Source organism: Bradyrhizobium jicamae (assembly GCF_018130215.1).
GTDB classification, from domain to species: domain Bacteria; phylum Pseudomonadota; class Alphaproteobacteria; order Rhizobiales; family Xanthobacteraceae; genus Bradyrhizobium; species Bradyrhizobium jicamae_A.
The window spans coordinates 48,566-64,680 of sequence record NZ_JAFCKQ010000031.1; the positions used below are offsets into that span (position 1 = coordinate 48,566).

A 16,115-nucleotide genomic window follows, 5' to 3' on the forward strand; every position below is an offset into this window, starting at 1 on the left:
ACGCATGGCCTGATCCGCGCGGCGGACAGGCGCCGGACAATCGTGCCCCAACGTAGCGCTGGGTGCCGCTGTGGGACGACGGTTCGGAGTTTGGGTCGGTGGCGTTCTTGCGAGCTCGACATTTGGGCTCGGGTCGGCGCTGGCGCAATCGGCGACAGACAGCGCGGCGCCCCGTTCCGCTCCGGAAGTGCTGCCGCCGGTGACCGTGCAGGCGCCGCAGACACCGGCAAAGCCGGCGGCAAGGCGCGAAGCGCGCAGGAGTTTTCCCTCTGTCGCGCGCGCTCCAGCGGCGAAGCCCGCAACGCCGGTCGCGACTGCAGGCTCCGGCGCACCGAATGTCGGATCGGGTCCGTCGGGCCCACCTGAAATGGCGAGCCAGACGTCCGTAACCGGTGATGCGCTCAATGCGCGTCCGGTAGCGCGCCCCGGCGAGTTGCTCGAGGCCGTGCCCGGACTGATCGTGACGCAGCATTCCGGCGAAGGCAAAGCCAACCAGTATTTCCTGCGCGGCTACAACCTGGACCATGGCACCGACATGGCGATCTGGGTCGACGACGTGCCGGTGAACATGCGCACCCATGCCCACGGCCAGGGCTATGCCGACCTCAACTGGCTGATGCCGGAGACGGTGAACAGGCTCGATATCCGCAAAGGCCCGTACTATGCCGATGAGGGCGATTTCGCCTCGGCCGGCGATCTGCACATCGGACTGATCGACAGCGTCCCCAAGGCAATGGCGTCGATCACGGCAGGCAGCTTCGGCTATCTGCGTTTCTTCGGCATGGATTCGAGGAAGGTCGACGACGGCAATCTGCTGATCGCCGTCGAACGCGGCACCTATGATGGTCCGTGGATCACCTCCGATGACATGCAGAAGGTCAACAGCCTGATCCGCTACACAAGGGGTACGGCGACCGACGGCCTGTCCATCACCGGCATGGCCTATGCCAATCAATGGACGTCGACCGACCAGGTGCCGCAGCGCGCGATCGACAGCGGCGAGATCGATCGCTTCGGCTCCGTAGACCCGACCGACGGCGGCAAGACCAATCGCTTCGCGCTGTCGGCACGGATTGCCGGAACCGATGATACAGGATCGTGGAAGGCCAATGCCTATGCGGTGAAGAGCCAGCTCGACCTGTTCAACAACTTCACCTATTTCCTCACCAATCCCGTGCTCGGCGATCAATTCCATCAGCATGACGACAGGGTGATGCTCGGCGGCAGCGCCTCCCGCACCCTGACCGGCTCCTTCGCCGGCCTCCCGATGGAGACGACGTTCGGCGTGCAGACGCGCTACGACGACATTGCGCTGGCCTTGACCGACACCTGGCAGCGCAGCTTCCTTGCCAATGTCCGCAGCGACAAGGTCGGCGAGGGCTCGGTCGGGGTCTATGCGCAGAACACGGTGCGCTGGACCGATTGGCTGCGCACCACCGTCGGCATGCGCGGCGACTTCTACCAGGCCAACGTGTTCTCGATCTATAACAGTGCCAATTCCGGCAATGTCAGTGCCGGGATCGGCAGCCCGAAATTCACGATGACGCTCGGCCCCTTCAGCAAGACCGAGTTCTTCGTCGGTGCCGGCTACGGAATGCACAGCAACGATGCGCGTGGTGCAACGACGACCGAGGATCCGGGCGATCCGTCGACCAGGCTCGCCTCTTCACCGCTGCTGGTCCGCACCAAGGGGGTCGAGACCGGCGTGCGTACCAGGGTCGTTCCCGGTCTCGACTCCTCGCTCAGCGTGTTTCTGCTCGACCAGGATTCCGAGATCGTCTTCAGCGGCGACGCCGGCGATACGGAAGCGAGCCTGCCGAGCCGGCGCTATGGCTTCGAGCTCACCAATCATTACCGTCCGCTGTCGTGGATCGATATCGATGCCGATCTTGCGATGACGCATGCCCGCTTTGTCGGCTATGACAGCGCGCAGGCGGCAATCTACGCCTCGCTAGCCGGCTATCCGCAAGCCCAGATCGGCAACGCGCCCGGCAGCTACATTCCGAACGCGCCGGCGATGATCGCCTCCGCCGGCATCACGCTCGGCGAAAAGACCGGATGGTTCGGCACCTTGCGCTGGCGCTATCTGGGATCGACGCCGCTGACGGAAGACAATGCCTTTCGCTCGATCGCGTCCAGCATCTTCAACGGCCGCATCGGCTATCGCACCGCGGATGGCTGGCGGATCCAGCTCGATGTGCTGAATCTGTTCAACGCCCAGGCCAACCAGATCTCCTACGCCTACGGCTCGCTGATCAAGACCGACAGTCTCTACAATCTCTGCTATCCCGTGCAGACCGCCCCCGCTGCGGTCTGCCAGACCGGCGTGATGGACACCGTTCTGCATCCGATCGAGCCGCTGACCTTCAGGGTGACCGTGGCCGGAACGTTCTAGGCGCATACCCGCAAGTTTGGTGCGCGGGGACGTGAGCAGTCGAGTCTCGAAGACCCTCACTCAGGCTTGATGTTCGCTGCCCGGATGACCCTGGCCCATTTTTCGACTTCGATTTCCACCTGCCTGCTGAACTCGGTCGGCGCGCTCCCGACCGGTTCGAACCCGAGCGTCAGCAAGCGCGCCCTTACGTCGGGAAGCATCATGCTTTTGACGATTTCGCGGTGGAGCACCGCAATGATGTCCTCATGGGTCCCGGCGGGGACAAAAACGCCGAACCAGTTATCAAACTCGATGTCCGGATAACCGGCTTCTGCCGTCGTTGGCACGTCAGCGAGTGCCTGCAACCGTCTGCTGTAAGCCACCGCCAGCGCGCGCAGGTTGCCGTCCTTGACCTGCGGCACAATTGGCGCTGGCGCGGCAAGGCAGATCGTCGTATGGCCCGCGACCGTCGAGCCGATCGCCAGACCGGCGCTGTTGTAGGGTATGTGCACAAGGTCGAGGCTCAGCGACTGGCGCAGCATTTCGCCCACGATATGTCCGGGCGATCCCACTCCTGCCGTGGCGTAGTTGTATTTGCCGGCATTGTTCCTGATGAGGGCAACCAGTTCCCCGAGCGTCTGCGCCGGCACAGAGGGATGGACCGCGAGCACGACAGTCGTGCTGACCGCGAGAGTGACCGCATCGAAGGAGGTGCGGGCATCATAGGGGACTCTATCGTACAGCGCGGGATTGATCACGAAGCTGGGTGGAGAAACGAGAACGGTATATCCGTCGGGCGCCGCCTGAGCCGCCCGGCCAACCCCAATGTTGCCGCCGGCGCCACTGACGTTCTCGACGTAGAACTGCTCTCCAAACTCCTCGGATAGTTTCTGAGCGATGATTCGGCCGAAAACGTCGGCGTTCCCTCCTGGTCCGAATGGAACGATGATCCGCACCGGCCGCGCCGGATAGGCTTGCGCCCGCACGATGCCCGGCGTGGAAAGCAATGCGACTGTGCCCGCGATGAAGGTGCGTCGTTTCATTCGATTGCGCTGCCCGAACCGGATTCGGTGCACCGGCGGAGTTCGCAGGGAATTCCACGGACGAATTCCCTCCAGCGACTATGCCTTGAACTGGGCCGTCGGCGTGGAGCGGGAAATTCTGAGCTCTTCCTCGTCCATGTCGACAGGGACATCGGCGAACAGCGGTGTGCTCAGATAGCGTTCGCCGGTGTCGGGCAGCATGCAAAGGATATTTGCGCCCTTTTCTGCCTGTGCTGCGACCTTCAGCGCACCTGCCAATGTTGCGCCGGACGTGATGCCGACGAATATGCCTTCCTTGGTGGCAAGCTCCTTGCTGCACTTGATGGCTTCGGGACCGGGGATCGGCAGAAGCCGGTCGATCACCTTCATCGCGACCGCGTCGCCGGTGAGCTTCGGGATGAAATCGGGCGTCCAGCCCTGCATCGGATGCGGCTTGAAATTCGGATGGGGGGCCGCGGGCGTGTCATCCGGGTTGCGCTTTTGCTCGACGCCGCTGCCCAGCAGTTGCGCATCTTCGGGCTCGCACACGATGATCTTCGTTTCGGGGCGCTCCTTGGCGAGCACCCGCGCAACACCCTTCAATGTGCCGCCGGTCCCATAGCCCGTGACCCAATAATCCAGCCGCTCTCCGGCGAAATCATCCAGGATCTCGCGCGCAGTGGTTCGCGAGTGGTAGTCGGGGTTGGCTTCGTTCTCGAATTGCCGCGTCATGAACCAGCCGTGCGTCTTGGCAAGCTCGATCGTCTTGTTGATCATTCCGACTGCCCGGTCCGCCGCAGGCGTCACGACAACCTTCGCGCCCAGGAACCGCATGAGCCTTCGCCGCTCGACGCTGAAGGTCTCCGCCATCGTCACCACCAGCGGGTACCCCTTGGCGGCGCAAACCATCGCCAGTCCAATTCCCGTGTTGCCGCTCGTCGCCTCGATCACGGTTTGACCCGGCTTGAGCTCCCCGGTCTTTTCCGCGGCTTCGATGACGCCGAGAGCCAGCCGGTCCTTGACCGATCCCAGTGGATTGAAGGCCTCGACCTTCACGAACAGATTCACGCCTGCGGGCGCAAGACGGTTGATCCGCACGACGGGCGTATGGCCGACGGTTTCGAGGATGTTTTGATATCGATGGCCCATGGTACCTCCATTGGAGTATCTATCGTTCGGAAAATCGAAATCCGAAAATGCGGCCGGCTGACCGGCGGAGCATACCTCAACTGAACCTTCCGGCAATCGGCCAGTCCCGGAGCATGTCGCCACATTTTCCGGCAATGCGAGTGGCGGAGGGTGGCAGTCCGTGCTTTCATAGGCTGACCTGCCCGGGAGGACTCCTTGTCCGAGCGCGTGGAGCGGAGATTGGCGGCCGTGCTGGCGGCGGACATCGCCGGCTACAGCCGATTGATGGGCCGCGATGAAGAGCGCACGCTGGCCGAACTGAAGGTACTTCGCAAGACGCTGTTCGATACCTCGATTGCCACGCATCGCGGCCGGATCGTCAAAACCACCGGCGACGGCGTGCTGGCCGAATTTGTCAGCGTCGTCGATGCCACGCGCTGCGCGGTGGACGTTCAGCGGGCAATGGTCGAGCACAATGTCGATGTGGCGCAGGAGCAGCGGATCGAGTTCCGCATCGGGATTCACGTTGGCGACATCATCATCGACGACAACGACATTTTCGGAGATGGCGTCAACATCGCGGCGCGACTTGAAGGCATCGCGATGCCGGGAGGCGTCTGCATTTCCGACGATGCGTACCGGCAGGTTCGCGGAAAACTGGATATCGCATTCGATGACATGGGCGTGCAGACGCTCAGGAACATCGCCGAGCCGATGCGCACATGGCATTTGCGGCTCTCAGGCGATGCCGCGCCACCGGACCGGACGGGAAGGGCACCGATCCAGGCCAGGGGACCTGCGCTCCCCGACAAGCCTTCCATTGTCGTCCTCCCATTCGACAACATGTCGGCGGAGGACGGGCAGGACTACCTCGCCGATGGCATCGTCGAGGCGATTACGGCGGCGCTGTCGTGCATTCGCTCCTTCTTCGTCATCGCACGCAGCTCCGCCTTTACCTACAAGGGCCGCAAGACCGATGCCCGGGAGATCGGCCGCGAGCTGGGCGTTGCCTATCTCCTCGAAGGCAGCGTGCAGAAGATCGGCAACCGTCTGAGGATCATCGTGCAGCTGATCGAGACTGAGGCGGGCGCACATGTCTGGAGCTCGCGCTATGACGGCACGCTGGACGAGTTCTTCGACCTGCAGGATCGAATAACACAGCAGGTCGCCGGCGCCTTGCAGCCCTCGATCCGTCTGGCCGAGATCAAACGTTCCGAGCGCAGAAGGCCGCAGGACCTCAGTGCCTACGACTATACGATCAGGGCGATGCCGCACGCGTGGGCGCTGGAAAAGGCGGAAAGCGGCAGGGCCCTCGAATTGCTCGAAACCGCTTTGGCGATCGACCCCAGATATCCCCTGGCTCTCGCGCTTGCGGGCTGGTGCCACGCTCAGCGCGCGGTCTACAACTGGGCGGACGATATCGCAGGCAGCCAGGCCAAGGCGCGCTCGCTCGCCGAGCAGGCCGTCAATCTCAACGGCGACGATCCTCTCGTCCTGGCTGTGCTCGGGACCGTCTATACGTTCGTGCGCAATTACGGGACCGCGCGGGTTCTGCTGGAACGGGCTCTGGCGCTCGACCCGAATTGCGCCTGGGCCTGGACCCGACTTGGCTGGATCGATAATTATTCGGATCGTCCGCAGAATGCGCGCCAGCATTTTGAACAGGCGCTCCGCCTCAGTCCGATCGACCCGATGAATTTCAACAACTACGCCGGCATTGGCTCCTCCCATGAAGTGGAGCAGGACTACGACAAGGCCGTGGAGTTCTACCGGCGCGCCCTTCAGGAGCGCCCGCACGCCACCTGGATCTATCGCAATCTGGCATCATCGCTGGCAGGCGCCGGTCGAATCGACGAAGCGAACGCGGCATTCTCCGAAATGATGCAAAACTATCCCGGGATGACGGCCTCAAAGTTCAAGGAAGCCATGGTGTTTTCAGGTCCGACCCTGGATCGCATGGCCCGATGTCTCCAAAGCCTGGGTTTGCCGGAATAGCGGAGCGCCTTCGACTCCTCGATCTCACCGTGCGGCTGTCGTGCCGGTCGGAGCTGATATCTCGACCGGCTCGTAATTCTCCGCCACGCAATTGTCGTCGGTGTCGACGTGCCGGCGATCGTAGATCGTGCTGTTGTCGATGAAGATGCGATAGGTCTGGGTGCCGAGCGGCTTGCCGATCACCGAGTTGAGCTCGGCGCGCACGCAGGCGGTCCAGCCGGTGCCGCGGGGATCGTGCAGCGGCGTCGAGACCCGCACATGGCTCGGCTGCGAGCCCGCGGTGAAAACCGATTCCAGCTTCGCGCCGACCAGTTGCTTGACATCGGGAGGCGCTTCGAGCGGTGCCGGATCCGAGGCCTTGACCTTCAGCAGATCCGGCCACACCGCGTGGCTGTCCGCCAGCCCGCAGCCACTCAACATGAAGGCGGCGCCGAACAGCAGCGCCGCCACGTCCACACGTCCCTGTCCCATGGAATTTATTTAATGTGCGGCCGCCAAGATTGCGCCCCCCTGGTGGCATTGAATCCGCTTCGCGCCGGCGTTTTGTCGATCAACAAATGCTGATAGACAAGTCATCTTCGACGTCCGGGTGTTGCCGGATATTTCTGTGCCTGCGGGGAGAGGTGACATGAAGAGGCTTACGATTGCGGCCGTCATTCTGGCCGTCGTTGCGACCCCCGTGCTGGCCCAGGGCCGGCGGGGAGGACCGAAGGACGACAAGGCAGCGACGGACAAGAAGCCGAAGGTCGACGAGAAAGCCTACAAGGCCGCGCTTGATCGCATCCCCGAGCCGAAAGAGAAGTACGATCCCTGGGGCGTGACCAAAAAGGACACTGATCCGGCGAAGAAGCCGAAATAGGTCCGCGACAATCGCTCCTGAATTGATCGTCGGGAGGCCGCGATGGCGGAGATCGTTTCCGCGGGGGTGGATACCGAGACGCCGATGGCGTAAATCGTTGGCTCGCAAGGTGCGGCAGATCCCGGAATGATCGCATCGGCCGGAGGAAGCGATGCGATCTCTGTATCGACTGCTTGCTGTATTGCTGCTGTGCGCGTCATCGGCCATGGCGTCGGAGCACTCGGCCTGGGAGTTCTGGGGCGGTGATCGCGGTGGACAGCGCTTTTCCGAACTGACGCAGATCACGCCTGACAATGTCGGCAACCTCGTACGCGCCTGGACGTTCCACACCGGCGATCTCGCGGCGCGCGCCCCCGAGGTGATGAAGCGCACCAAGTTCGAGACCACCCCGCTGTTGGTCGAGGACAGCCTGATCTTCTGCAGCCCGTTCAACGAGGTGATTGCGCTCGATCCCGGCAGCGGCGCGCAGAAATGGCGCTACGATCCGAAGATCAGCACTGCACAGCGGCCGGCCAACCGCTTCGTCTGTCGCGGCGTCGCCTATTGGGTCGATGATCGCGCTGCGGAAGGCACCGCCTGCCGGTCGCGGATCTTCACCGGCACGAATGACGCGCGCCTGATCGCGCTCGATGCGAAGACCGGAAAACCCTGCGCGGATTTCGGCAGCGGCGGCGAGGTCAGGATCGATCCCGGCACGAGGCTCGAATGGCCCGGCGAATTCCAGATCACGTCGGCGCCGGTGACCGGGCATGGCGTCGTGGTGGTGGGCTCGTCGATCTCGGACAACCGCCGCGTCGATGCGCCGGGCGGGGCGGTGCGTGCCTATGACGCGCGGACCGGGCAGCCGCGCTGGAGTTTTGATCCGCTCGTGCGTGACGGGGTCGCCGCCGGAGGCGGCAATGTGTGGGCGCCGATGTCGGTCGACGAGGCAAGAGGCCTGGTGTTCCTGCCGACGACGTCGCCGAGCCCGGACTTCTGGGGCGGCAAGCGGCCGGGCAACAATGAGCACGCCAACTCCGTTGTGGCGCTGCGGATCGAGACCGGCGAACTGGCCTGGGCCTTCCAGACCGTGCATCACGACGTCTGGGATTACGACCTGCCGGCGCAGCCGACACTGGCGCGGATCGACACCGGCGATGGCATGCGCGACGTCGTGATCCAGCCGACCAAGCAGGCCTTCGTGTTCGTGCTCGACCGCGACACCGGCAAGCCGGTCTGGCCGGTCGAGGAGCGCGCGGTGCCGCAGGATGGCGCGGAGGGCGAAGTTCTGTCGCCGACGCAGCCGTTCCCGACCCACGTGCCGCCGCTGATGCCGCAGCGGATCACGGCCGACGACGTGGTAGGTGGCCTCGACCGTTCGGCCTGCGAGAAACTGCTTGGCGCCTCGCGCAATGAAGGCCTCTTCACGCCGCCCTCGACGCAAGGCACGGTGATCTACCCGATGACCGGCGGCGGCGTGAACTGGGGCAGCGCGGCGTTCGATCCCGTCAACCAGATCCTCTACGCCAACACCAGCCACGCCATCCACATCGTCAAGCTGATCCCGCGCGAGGAGGCCAGGGGATTCAGTTCGCCGCCCGGCCATGATTTCGGCCCGCAGGCGGGGACGCCGTTTGCGATGTCGCGCTGGCTTGCGACGTCGCCGCTCGGCATGCTCTGCCACAAGCCGCCCTGGGGCGAGATGGTCGCGGTCGACCTGAAGGCCGGCAGGATCCTCTGGCATTCGTCGGTCGGCACCACCGAGGATCTGGCGCCGCTCGGCATTGCGCTCCATACCGGCACGCCGCTGGTCAACGGCGTCGCGATCACCGCGGGCGGGCTGGTGTTCACCGGCGCGGTGGATGCCTATCTGCGCGCCTTCGATGCGAAGTCGGGACGCGAGCTGTGGCAGGGCCGGCTGCCGGTGCCGGGCGTCGCCAATCCGATGACCTATCTCTGGAAGGGCGAGCAGTATGTCGCGATCGGCGCCGGCGGGCATTCCGAAGCCGGCACCTCGATCGGAGACAGCGTGGTGGCGTTCCGCCTGGCGCGCCCGGGCGAGGGGCCGTCGCTGTGGTCGCGCACGATCGATCGTCCCGGCGGACGGTTCTTGGTCAAGGCGGTCGAGGCGGGTCTTGCGCTCGTCGCGCTTGTTGCACTCGTCGCGGTGCTGTGGCGTCGGCGGCGGGCGCGCCGCAACGTCGCTGCATCGTCATGAACGAGAGCGGCGCGTTGTCAAACCGAGCGGCCTTGTCTTTTCGAGCCCCGTGGCGAGAATTGATGATCAGGAGTTATGGGGCGACGGCTGTGCGCATCCACAACATCTTTGCCGACGAAAACGGAGACACGCATTTTCGTGACATCGACATCGACATGATCGAACACGGCCCTGATGGCTCAACTTCGGGACGGCTTCCTGCCACCGGGATCTATTTCCGCACGACCCCGGCCGATTGGTTCTTTGACTGGCACCCGGCTACTCGGCGGCAATACGTGATTAATCTCGACGCGCCCAACAAGATAACGGCCAGCGACGGAGAGACCCGCATCATCGGCGTCGGCGAAATTATCTTGATTGAGGACTTGCACGGAAAGGGACATCTTTCTCAGGCGGTAGGGCAGATGAGGCGATCCGTGATGATCCCCATTGACTGACCGCGAGGGAAGCTGACGTCACCGAGGAACGTGCGTGTCCGCTTAGGGTCAAAGCCGTCAATAGCGACGGAGCTGGGGGACTTCCGGTTCACGTCGGGAAGCCGACGTTCCCGATCGTCATACAGATCGTCGGCTAAGGGCCAAATCGGAAATGGCCACCCTGGCTCTACTTATCGGCTCGTCGCCCGGCAGGCCTTCCCGCTCGAGCCGTCAACGCGCAGCGTTGTAGACATCCCGCAGGACGTGCGTCTCAAGCTCCAGATCCTCCAGCCGATGCTTGACTATGTCGCCAATGCTGACGATACCGACGAGCTTGCCATCGCGCAGCACCGGCACGTGGCGCACGCGATGATGCGTCATCAGCTTCATCACGCGATCGACACTCTCCTCTGGAGACACGCTGGTCACACCGTACTGCATGATTTCCTTCACAAGCGTCGACCCAGCTTCCTCGCCATAGCGAGAAAATGCGTGAACGATTTCGCGTTCGGTAATGAGACCAAGAACTGAGTTCTCACTTGTCACCACGAGGGCACCAATATTCTTTGCGCGCAGCCAGTCTGCCGCCCTCTTGATGGTGACGTCCGCAGATATTGTTGTGACGTCGGTACCCTTCCGCTTCAGAATGTTTTCGATGGTCATGCTCTCCTCCCATCGTATGGGTCAGCCGCCTGTCTCGCGAATGCGACTGGAAACATGTAGACGCAAACCTTACCACTTTTGCGGACGGGCGGAAGAATTGAAGCCTCTGAACGAACGTCAATTGTGCGTCACCGCAAACTTGATGAAGTCCGCGATGGGTCATTCTCGACGGATTTCAACGGGCTTCGCAATGTCCGCTTCTGCGGAAACGGACATTGGACCGCTGGCGTTTATGAGTACACGCCCTGGATCGGTGCACGGCATTGCCCCCTTGGGTTGGGGCTGTGCGGCCATCGGGTAGCGCTGTGGGTCACGTTCGGCGCCCGTAAGTCCCCACTGTAAGTCTACTATCCGCCGGCAACATCGGCCCGCGCATTCTGACAAATAGAAATCGCTATATGGTCTTATTGGGGAAGCATCGCGAACGCGCTGGACACCATCGCCACCGGCTTGTTGTCGGTGGCGGAGGAAAGCGTGACGCGGCCGAAGCTCATGGTGCGGCCGAGCCGCACCACGCGCGCATCCGCCAGCACGTCGGACGACATCACCGCGCGCATGAAATGCGTGGTCTGGTCGACCGTGGTCATGGGACGATAACCCTTGTTGGCGGCGAGATTGGCCAGCACCATGGCGGTGTCGGCAAACGCCATCAGCGCCTGGCCGCACACGATGCCGCCGTTGCGGCAGAGGCGTTCGGAGAACGGCATGCGCAGCACGGCGCCGGGCTGCCAGTCGGCCGCGTTGCCGGGCGGCGGCGTGAAGTCGAACTGCTCGACCGACAGGTTGAGGTCCAGCACCCATGGCGCAAACACCTCGCCGAGCACGCGTCGCGCGTCCTCGATCCCGAATTCATTGGCCTGCTGCATGACGTCCCGTTCCCCCTGCTGATAGGTTGTTTGTTCTAGAGCATGATCCGGAAAAGTGTGTAGCGGTTTTCCGAAAAGATCATGCTCAAACAAAGAGCTAAAGCGCGATGACGATTCAGCCTTATCTCATCGCGCTTTAGCCCTGCGTCACATGCACGCCCGGCTTTTCGCCGCCGTTCCACTTGCCGCCGATCGCGCGCTCGATCTGCGCGGCCAGCTGCAGCAACAGCCCGTCATTGGCCTGTTTCGCGATCGCCTGGATACCGAGCGGCAGGCCGTGCTCGTTGGTCGCGAGCGGCAGCGAGATCGCGGGGATGCCGCAGAGATTGGCGAGCGGCGTAAAGGCGAAATTGCGCCAGAGATTGCCGAACCAGTCCAGCACCGACGGATTGTCGCTGGTGGTCAGGTATTCCGTGGTGCCGACCTTCGGCGTAGGCAGCGCCGTGATCGGCGTCAGGATGATGTCCCAATCCTCGAAGAATGCGCCGAAGCCGCGCGAGGTGGTGTTGAAGACGGCCTGCATGCGCGCACGATCGGCGAATGAGGTGTGCCGGCCATGCTCCCAGATCCGGATATTGATCGGCTCGATCAGCTCGGCTGGTGGCCGATCCAGTCCGCGCGCCGCGAGCATGTTGCTGATCACGACGGCGAAATTACTGATGTAGCAGGTGGTCTGCGCCGCGAACGCTTCGCGATAGTCGATTGCGGGCAGGGCAAGGTCGACCCGATGGCCGAGGCCAACGAGGAAGCGGCCGACCCGCTCGAGCTCGGAGGCAATGTGCGGTGTCGCGCGATAGTCGCCCCATTGATGCGACAGCGCGATTTTCAGCGGCGCCGGATCGCGCGCGATGGTCGCCGTGTACGGCTCGGACGGGGTCCAGAACGGCATGAATTCGCCGGGCGCGCCGCCGCGGCAGGCGTCGACAAAGGCCGCGGTGTCGCGCACCGAGCGCGACTGGCAGCCCTGGATCGAGACCAGCCCCGAGAGATCGGACAGGTGTGGCGCCAGCGAGAACACGCCGCGCGAGACTTTCAACCCGATATTGCCGTTGACGCCGGCGGGGATGCGGATCGAGCCGCCGCCGTCGGTCGCGTGTGCGATCGGCACCACGCCGGCTGCGACCATCGCCGCGCTGCCGGCCGACGAGCCGCAGGTGGTGTAGTCGGTATTCCAGGGGTTGCGCGTGATGTAGACGGCCGGGTTCTCGGCCGAGCTGCACACCCCGAATTCCGGCGTCGTGGTGCGGCCGATCAGATTGAGCCCGGCCTTGCGCAGCTTGGTGGTGAGGAAGGTGTCCGCCGCGGCGCGGTTGCCGCGCATCATCAGCGAGCCCATTTCCTGCAGGCGCCCCTTCATCGTGGGGCCGAGATCCTTCATCAGGAAGGGCAGGCCGGCGAAAGGCCCGTCAAGATCGGCGCCATCGCGCGAAGGGTCAGCGATCACGTCGTCGAACAGCTCGACCACGCCGGAGAGCGCACCATCGACCTTGGCGACACCGGCCTCGGCCTGTGCCGCCAGCTCCCGAGGGCTGATCTCGCCCCGCCGGACGCGCGCGGCGAGTGCCATCCCGTCATGCTGCGCCCACTCGTCCCAGCTCATCGCCAAAGTCATGTCGATTCCTTTTCTGCTTTGTTTCGTACTGTAATTTGCTGCCGCCGCGGGTCAAATCACCGCAGGATGTGACGGCGCAGGGCCGCTCCCTGAGGTGTCCGGTGGCTTGAAAATGCCCCAGTTTTGAGGCCGTATGGCGCCTCGTCAGGGGATGGGGACATCCATGTTTCGCAGGTTGATAATGCTGGGCAGCGTGATTGCGGTCGGATTCGCGCTCAATGGCTGCACCAAGTGCGGTCCGATCTGGGATGACTGGGTGCAGTCGCCGAAGACCTGCAAATCAGACAACCTGTAGAGCGCGCGCGAGGCGCGTCGGGCGGTGGTTTATTGCGGTGATCAACCGCGTTGGAAATACAAACGGAGCGTCCCAATGAGAATTCTGAGCGCGGTTGTGGTCGCGGTGCTGTTCACGGCGCCGGCCCTTGCGCAGATGCCGCATATCAACATGCTTCCCGAGGACAAGTACAAGACCGACGATGAGAGGGAGCAGGACAAGGCCAACCAGAAGGCCTACAAGGACTCGCTGAGCAAGATTCCGGATGCCAAGGGCTCGTCAGATCCCTGGGGCGCGGTGCGCAGCGACGCGCCGAAGGCGGCGGCCCATCCCGCCAAGCCGAAGACCAAGACCGGAAGCGCCGCGAAGGCCGGCCAGTAAGGCTCCTCCGCACCGCGGCGGAGGCTGCGCGCGGACTCGGATTCGGCAGGCGCGCGCCCTATATTGGGGGCGTCGTCAGTTGGTTCGGAGTTGCGACAATGGTGTTTCGTCCGCGCGATCTCGCCAGCCGCATGGCAGGGCGGCGAAAGCCGGATGACGGCTTTCTGCGCGAGACCTTCACCTTGCCGCGCGATCAGGCGCGCTCCCGCGCCCGCGACTTCCTCGCGCGCTACCCGAAGGCCGCCTATATGAGTTCGGTGGAGAGCTGGCGCGAACTCCCCGGCGGCGACATCGAGTTCACGATGCGGCGTCTCGCCAGCGCCGACTAACTTTTCAGCCCGGATTCTTGTTTTGACGCGCTTTCTTCACGCGTACCGGTGTCCCATCGCATCGAAAGCGCTTTCTAATCCTTGTCGTTCTCGCGTGCCTGTTGCTGCTGGATCTTTTTCAGCTCACGGTCGATCCGCAACTCGACGCGGCGGATCGCCAGCAAATTGAGTTTGGCCTCGGTCCTTCCGGTGAAGGCGCGGTCTCCGATCTGGAAGCGCCAGGCCCAGATGCCGATCGCAACCTGGGTGACGCTGAACTCGACGCCCCTGTGAATCATGGATGACGGCTCCGCGGGACCAAAAGGCGGGCGTTGGGATATTAAACTGTAAGTTGTGACAATTAATAACGCTCGTCAAATGATAGGTGAGGAGCGACGTCGCTTCGCATGTCCGCATTGCCATGAACCGCCGGAACTGGTGCGCCGGCAACGTCGCCGGCATGGCGGGGAGGTGCTTGCAGTTTGAGAACCGGCTGGACCGACAATTATTCCTCGTCGGAAATCCGCTGTAACGAACACCAATGGAACCCGGCTGTCCACCGAAGGCTACGCACTTTTTTCAAGCCCCAGGACAATACCAAAGTAGTAGGTAGGGACAGTCGCCAGAGCTCGATCAAACCGCCGCGCGGCACCGACACCTCTCGGTAGCCTGTTGATCTTCAAGTAGAAACGGCACTGGAACTTTGTTCTGCCCCGGAGAACTACGGATACCTGCCTGCGATTGGCGTGTTGTGCGATAATGCGGCGGATCGGAGCAGGCACCGCCGGATGGAACCCTATCATTCGCGGGAGAAAGCCAGGATCACTGCCGGCGCGGTTGCGGCCGTCGTGACGACGGCGATGCTGTTCGTGATTTTGTTCGCAGTTCTGATCACCCCATAGGCACGTCAGTTCGGTAACGGGTCGTCACCTGCGAAGGCCGCGAGGATGAATGGTTTTCGGCTCCGGTCGGAAGGCACGACGGAACAAATCAGGACGCTATCCGAAATGGCTAATCCGGATCGGTTCTCGTTTTGCCGCACTTTCGCGAGTAGAAATGGATTCGCGCTCTGATGAGCGTTGGAAGGGGACGGCTCCGGCGTTTCACCTGCCAGCCCCAGGCGCCGGGGCCGTTCCGCGCAAGTCGCTCACAGCACAACGCCGCCCGCTTGAATACCTGCGGACGGCGTCGGCTCTAGCCCCAGGAAGGTCGCGGCAAAATCCTGGCTTGTGTGAGTACGAACGACACCCGAAAAAGGTTCAGAGGCTGGAGTCCGTATGATTGCGGTCCTCCAGCAGGACCATGGGAAGCGTCCGGGTGACTGACATCCTTCGGCCCCGCGAAGCCCTCTTCGCCGGGGCCGCCTTTTTTGGCGACGCTCGCTGCAGGGAGACCGTCTTCGCGAGTGCTGCGACCGTGTCATCCGGCATGCTCACCGCCAGCGTGGATTGGCTTTTGCCGAGGTGATCATTTGGAACAACGGGGCCCGCGCCGAGTCGATTCCCTGCTCCCGGTCTTAGCCCCCCAAAAAGCCCCAACCGGGAGTAAAACCCCACTTGGGTTGACGATCCTCGGTGCAACCTACCCCCCGCGCCGGGGATCGTTTGGCCGCAAAATTTTACGCTGCCGTTCTCTTCATGCGAGCCCGGATCCATTGCGCTCGAAAACGCACTGCCTGGGACACGGCGCTATTCGTCGTCGCTCTCCGCATTCTGTCGCGTCTTTGATCCGGAGCGACCACTGAAGCTTCGAGAGGTCCCGGCTGCGTTGGTCGCGAACTTGTTCTCGTTCTCGCGCAACGCCTTCCTTATGCTCCTGGCGGTCTGCATTGCGCGCTTGATGTTGGGGTTGGGCGAATCGTTATCGAAGAAAAGCACGATCTCGCAGCTCGGGCACTGCCGCGAATAGCCGTTCCGCAGCCGCCTGGCGCGATCACGGAAGACGTTCTTGCAGCGCGCGCAGCGGATCTGGACGGTGTCTTCCAAGGCGGCCCCTAGCTGAAGGATAGTGGCACTGGAGA

The 16,115-nt window shown here is 63.2% G+C and carries 16 protein-coding genes; 8 read left to right on the forward strand and 8 right to left on the reverse strand.

Translation table 11 applies throughout. The features are described from left to right. Window positions 1-367: 367 nt before the first annotated feature. Window positions 368-2,395: a TonB-dependent receptor gene (locus tag JQ586_RS27150; RefSeq protein ID WP_249148192.1), complete on the forward strand. Its 2,028-nt coding sequence runs from the start codon at window positions 368-370 to the stop codon at window positions 2,393-2,395. A gap of 56 nt (window positions 2,396-2,451) precedes the next feature. On the opposite strand, the gene JQ586_RS27155 is transcribed toward JQ586_RS27150, so the two are convergent. Both JQ586_RS27155 and cysK read right to left on the reverse strand, forming a co-directional pair. Next, window positions 2,452-3,417: a tripartite tricarboxylate transporter substrate binding protein gene (locus JQ586_RS27155; RefSeq protein WP_212397693.1), complete on the reverse strand. Its 966-nt coding sequence runs from the start codon at window positions 3,415-3,417 to the stop codon at window positions 2,452-2,454. Between the two features lie 78 nt (window positions 3,418-3,495). Continuing rightward, entirely contained in the window at window positions 3,496-4,545 is a 1,050-nt protein-coding gene (gene cysK, locus JQ586_RS27160; protein ID WP_212397694.1) for a cysteine synthase A, read from the reverse strand. A 195-nt stretch (window positions 4,546-4,740) separates the two neighbouring features. Between cysK and JQ586_RS27165 the strand changes: the two genes are divergently transcribed. Then, window positions 4,741-6,519, forward strand: a complete 1,779-nt coding sequence (locus JQ586_RS27165) for an adenylate/guanylate cyclase domain-containing protein (RefSeq protein ID WP_212397695.1) — start codon at window positions 4,741-4,743, stop codon at window positions 6,517-6,519. Window positions 6,520-6,543: 24 nt separating this feature from the next. Here the strand turns inward: JQ586_RS27165 and JQ586_RS27170 are convergent, their stop codons facing one another. Then, the gene (locus tag JQ586_RS27170; protein ID WP_212397696.1) at window positions 6,544-6,990 is read right to left on the reverse strand and encodes a hypothetical protein; all 447 of its coding nucleotides are present in this window, start codon (window positions 6,988-6,990) and stop codon (window positions 6,544-6,546) included. Between the two features lie 157 nt (window positions 6,991-7,147). Between JQ586_RS27170 and JQ586_RS27175 the strand changes: the two genes are divergently transcribed. The 3 genes from JQ586_RS27175 (at window position 7,148) to JQ586_RS27185 (ending at window position 10,012) form a co-directional block, all read left to right on the forward strand. Continuing rightward, window positions 7,148-7,378, forward strand: coding sequence for a hypothetical protein (locus tag JQ586_RS27175; protein WP_212397697.1), 231 nt, complete (start codon window positions 7,148-7,150; stop codon window positions 7,376-7,378). Window positions 7,379-7,583: 205 nt separating this feature from the next. Then, complete coding sequence (locus tag JQ586_RS27180; protein ID WP_249148214.1) at window positions 7,584-9,575, forward strand: pyrroloquinoline quinone-dependent dehydrogenase; 1,992 nt, start codon at window positions 7,584-7,586, stop codon at window positions 9,573-9,575. Window positions 9,576-9,637: 62 nt separating this feature from the next. Continuing rightward, window positions 9,638-10,012, forward strand: coding sequence for a hypothetical protein (locus JQ586_RS27185; RefSeq protein ID WP_212397699.1), 375 nt, complete (start codon window positions 9,638-9,640; stop codon window positions 10,010-10,012). 210 nt (window positions 10,013-10,222) lie between these two features. Here JQ586_RS27185 and JQ586_RS27190 read toward each other — a convergent pair whose 3' ends face one another. The 3 genes from JQ586_RS27190 to JQ586_RS27200 all read right to left on the reverse strand — a co-directional run bounded on the left by JQ586_RS27190 (window position 10,223) and on the right by JQ586_RS27200 (window position 13,132). Then, entirely contained in the window at window positions 10,223-10,654 is a 432-nt protein-coding gene (locus JQ586_RS27190; RefSeq protein WP_212397700.1) for a CBS domain-containing protein, read from the reverse strand. 404 nt (window positions 10,655-11,058) lie between these two features. Next, a complete protein-coding gene (locus tag JQ586_RS27195) occupies window positions 11,059-11,520 on the reverse strand; it encodes a PaaI family thioesterase (RefSeq protein ID WP_212397701.1) in 462 nt (153 codons plus the stop codon). Between the two features lie 136 nt (window positions 11,521-11,656). Next, the gene (locus JQ586_RS27200) at window positions 11,657-13,132 is read right to left on the reverse strand and encodes an amidase (RefSeq protein ID WP_212397702.1); all 1,476 of its coding nucleotides are present in this window, start codon (window positions 13,130-13,132) and stop codon (window positions 11,657-11,659) included. A 163-nt stretch (window positions 13,133-13,295) separates the two neighbouring features. On the opposite strand from JQ586_RS27200, the gene JQ586_RS27205 reads away from it, so the two are divergent. The 3 genes from JQ586_RS27205 (at window position 13,296) to JQ586_RS27215 (ending at window position 14,116) form a co-directional block, all read left to right on the forward strand. Continuing rightward, a complete protein-coding gene (locus tag JQ586_RS27205; RefSeq protein WP_212397703.1) occupies window positions 13,296-13,427 on the forward strand; it encodes a peptidylprolyl isomerase in 132 nt (43 codons plus the stop codon). A gap of 75 nt (window positions 13,428-13,502) precedes the next feature. Beyond that, a complete protein-coding gene (locus JQ586_RS27210) occupies window positions 13,503-13,787 on the forward strand; it encodes a hypothetical protein (protein WP_212397704.1) in 285 nt (94 codons plus the stop codon). Between the two features lie 98 nt (window positions 13,788-13,885). Beyond that, window positions 13,886-14,116 carry a hypothetical protein gene (locus JQ586_RS27215; protein ID WP_212397705.1) on the forward strand — a complete coding sequence of 77 codons (231 nt, stop codon included), beginning with the start codon at window positions 13,886-13,888 and terminating at the stop codon, window positions 14,114-14,116. A gap of 74 nt (window positions 14,117-14,190) precedes the next feature. Here the strand turns inward: JQ586_RS27215 and JQ586_RS27220 are convergent, their stop codons facing one another. Then, window positions 14,191-14,394, reverse strand: coding sequence for a hypothetical protein (locus JQ586_RS27220; protein ID WP_212397706.1), 204 nt, complete (start codon window positions 14,392-14,394; stop codon window positions 14,191-14,193). Window positions 14,395-15,783: 1,389 nt separating this feature from the next. Beyond that, window positions 15,784-16,080: a hypothetical protein gene (locus JQ586_RS27225; RefSeq protein ID WP_212397707.1), complete on the reverse strand. Its 297-nt coding sequence runs from the start codon at window positions 16,078-16,080 to the stop codon at window positions 15,784-15,786. Window positions 16,081-16,115 lie beyond the last annotated feature (35 nt).

Coding starts and splice junctions, on each gene's coding strand:
- JQ586_RS27150 (WP_249148192.1), top strand. CDS start 368: ATGGCGAGCCAGACGTCCGTAACCGGTGATGCGCTCAATGCGCGTCCG.
- JQ586_RS27155 (WP_212397693.1), bottom strand. CDS start 3,417: ATGAAACGACGCACCTTCATCGCGGGCACAGTCGCATTGCTTTCCACG.
- cysK (WP_212397694.1), bottom strand. CDS start 4,545: ATGGGCCATCGATATCAAAACATCCTCGAAACCGTCGGCCATACGCCC.
- JQ586_RS27170 (WP_212397696.1), bottom strand. CDS start 6,990: ATGGGACAGGGACGTGTGGACGTGGCGGCGCTGCTGTTCGGCGCCGCC.
- JQ586_RS27175 (WP_212397697.1), top strand. CDS start 7,148: ATGAAGAGGCTTACGATTGCGGCCGTCATTCTGGCCGTCGTTGCGACC.
- JQ586_RS27180 (WP_249148214.1), top strand. CDS start 7,584: ATGGCGTCGGAGCACTCGGCCTGGGAGTTCTGGGGCGGTGATCGCGGT.
- JQ586_RS27185 (WP_212397699.1), top strand. CDS start 9,638: ATGATCAGGAGTTATGGGGCGACGGCTGTGCGCATCCACAACATCTTT.
- JQ586_RS27190 (WP_212397700.1), bottom strand. CDS start 10,654: ATGACCATCGAAAACATTCTGAAGCGGAAGGGTACCGACGTCACAACA.
- JQ586_RS27195 (WP_212397701.1), bottom strand. CDS start 11,520: ATGCAGCAGGCCAATGAATTCGGGATCGAGGACGCGCGACGCGTGCTC.
- JQ586_RS27200 (WP_212397702.1), bottom strand. CDS start 13,132: ATGACTTTGGCGATGAGCTGGGACGAGTGGGCGCAGCATGACGGGATG.
- JQ586_RS27205 (WP_212397703.1), top strand. CDS start 13,296: ATGTTTCGCAGGTTGATAATGCTGGGCAGCGTGATTGCGGTCGGATTC.
- JQ586_RS27210 (WP_212397704.1), top strand. CDS start 13,503: ATGAGAATTCTGAGCGCGGTTGTGGTCGCGGTGCTGTTCACGGCGCCG.
- JQ586_RS27215 (WP_212397705.1), top strand. CDS start 13,886: ATGGTGTTTCGTCCGCGCGATCTCGCCAGCCGCATGGCAGGGCGGCGA.
- JQ586_RS27220 (WP_212397706.1), bottom strand. CDS start 14,394: ATGATTCACAGGGGCGTCGAGTTCAGCGTCACCCAGGTTGCGATCGGC.